Source organism: Ningiella ruwaisensis, from assembly GCF_004798935.1.
Classification (GTDB): Bacteria; Pseudomonadota; Gammaproteobacteria; order Enterobacterales; family Alteromonadaceae; genus Glaciecola; species Glaciecola ruwaisensis.
The window spans coordinates 1-1,924 of the sequence record NZ_RAHT01000019.1; the positions used below are offsets into that span (position 1 = coordinate 1).

General features: G+C 42.5%; 4 protein-coding genes. All 4 read left to right on the forward strand.

All coding sequences use genetic code 11. From position 1 onward, the window contains the following. Positions 1–256 (forward strand): hypothetical protein (locus tag D6V41_RS18235; RefSeq protein ID WP_421907990.1); only part of this gene is annotated, 256 nt, incomplete at its 5' end. A 201-nt stretch (positions 257–457) separates the two neighbouring features. Continuing rightward, on the forward strand, positions 458–802 hold the full coding sequence (locus D6V41_RS18015) for a hypothetical protein (protein WP_136252947.1): 345 nt from the start codon (positions 458–460) through the stop codon (positions 800–802). Beyond that, positions 789–1,076, forward strand: coding sequence for a hypothetical protein (locus D6V41_RS18020; protein WP_136252948.1), 288 nt, complete (start codon positions 789–791; stop codon positions 1,074–1,076). The genes D6V41_RS18015 and D6V41_RS18020 overlap by 14 nt, the downstream gene beginning before the upstream one ends. 105 nt (positions 1,077–1,181) lie before the next feature. After that, positions 1,182–1,924 (forward strand): protein rep (locus D6V41_RS18025; RefSeq protein WP_168711085.1); only part of this gene is annotated, 743 nt, incomplete at its 3' end.

The window sequence follows — 1,924 nt, forward strand, 5'->3', positions numbered from 1 at the left end:
AGACCCTGCCGAGGGTTTTGTTGAAGTGTTCAAATACGCTTTAAAGTTTTCAGAGCTCACACCGTCGCAGACGGTGGAGGCGTTCAGTTTCCTAAGGGGCAAAAGACTTCAAGGCTCTTTTGGTGAATTTAGAGGGGTTCAGGTACCAGATAATCTCAATGAAGATGAAATCGCTCAACTGCCTTACATCGAGCTTATCTATAAATACCTGGGCAGTCAGTTTAACCTGGAGTCGTCAAAACACGTTGAAGTTTGATGCGCGCTAGCGCATGACAGCCGCGAACGCGGCGGAAACCTGCTTTTTGTAATAGTCCTATGCCGTGTGCGGCGAGTATGTGCTTAAAACTTCCTCGCACAGAAAGCCGCTATTCTTGATAAACCTTTACATTATTTTTAAAAAAATCTATTATGATTCAAGCTCAAATTGGAGCTTAATTGAATACGATTAAGGTGAATCATGAAACATGAATCAATTGAAGATTATGTCGCTACTTTGTCAGATATCAAATCAATGGCAGAAGATAGCGAAACTAACGCAGTTCGTTTTTCAGCGAAGTGTAGTCCACAAACCCTAGATTTTATCGATGCCTTTGCAACGTTCTATGGCCAGACTCGCGCATCAGTTCTAGAAAATATCATTGAAGCAAGTACCCAAGATATTTTCAAAAGCATCCCAAAACACGAAAAGCTTTCAGTGCTTCAGCTTGTTAAGGCTAATCTTGCTCAGCGTGATTTGGACGGTGAGAGCGTTTGGGAGCAATATTACGAAGCATACACGGAGGCTCATAATGCTGACTCTTAAGGGCCAACTCATCAACACATTTAAGCAGCCAAAAGGCGTTAACAAGGAGGGGAACGAGTACGGAGGACAGGATAAGGTGCAAATCATGGGCAAAGTAGAATTGCCTGATGGTGATTCTAGAATGGATATGTTCACGTTAACCGCTCACAACATAGAGCATTTCAAAGCGTTTATTGGCAAGCAAATTTCTATCGATGTAGGCGTTCTCGCTTCACGTAACAACGTGATTTTCTTCATCCCAAAACAAGCAAAGCCGCAGGCACTTGCAAGCTAGGAAACTGACGCTCAGCCTGCCCCTTTAGGGACAGCCTGAGCAGAAGTTTTCTTGCTTTACTTGATACATGTAAATAAAGTGACTAGGAATCTAAGGAATTATCGAATGACAGATAAAGAAAAACCCTTGGGTGATATGGCTTTGCCGGGCAATCTCACTCACAAGGGTTCAGAATCTCTGTCGTTGCACAAGCGGATTGAAAAATACTCAAAAGCTAAACAGCGACAGGTACACATATTAAACCATTTGAAAGCAACTTCAAGTGGAAACGAACCACAACCGTTACACGGTGTAATTGATTACCCAAAGGTCATCAGTGAACTTGGTTCGTGTTTCAATTACCTTGTCTTTCATAACTACTACACCGTTGACAAACTCAGGCTTGTCAAAGCCACCTCATGCAAAAAACATCTGTTGTGCGCTCCCTGCGCTATCAGGAGAGCCGCAAAAGCCGTAGAGGCTTACTTGGGTAAGTTTAACGAGATAATCGCCTCACAGGGCGATTTAGAGCCTTATTTGCTTACTTTGACCATTAAGAACGGTCAGGATTTAGCTGAACGCTTTGATCATCTCAACAAGTCCATGAAATCCGTTCTCAAAGCTCGCAGAAACCATAAATCTTCGGGCTGGGGTTATAACGAGTTTTGCAAAATGAAAGGCGGTGTTTATTCCTATGAGCTCACACATTCAGAGCATGGTTGGCACCCACATATACACATTGTTGCTTTGCTATCCAAAGACGATTTGATTGATTTTGATATTAGAATACCAAAGCAAAGCCAGCTTTCAAAAGATTGGAAAAAAATCACTGGTGATTCGTTTATCGTTGATATTCGACCTATCACCGG

What these genes read in the sequence shown, in the direction of transcription:
- D6V41_RS18015 (WP_136252947.1), top strand. Translation starts at nt 458, where the DNA reads ATGAAACATGAATCAATTGAAGATTATGTCGCTACTTTGTCAGATATC.
- D6V41_RS18020 (WP_136252948.1), top strand. Translation starts at nt 789, where the DNA reads ATGCTGACTCTTAAGGGCCAACTCATCAACACATTTAAGCAGCCAAAA.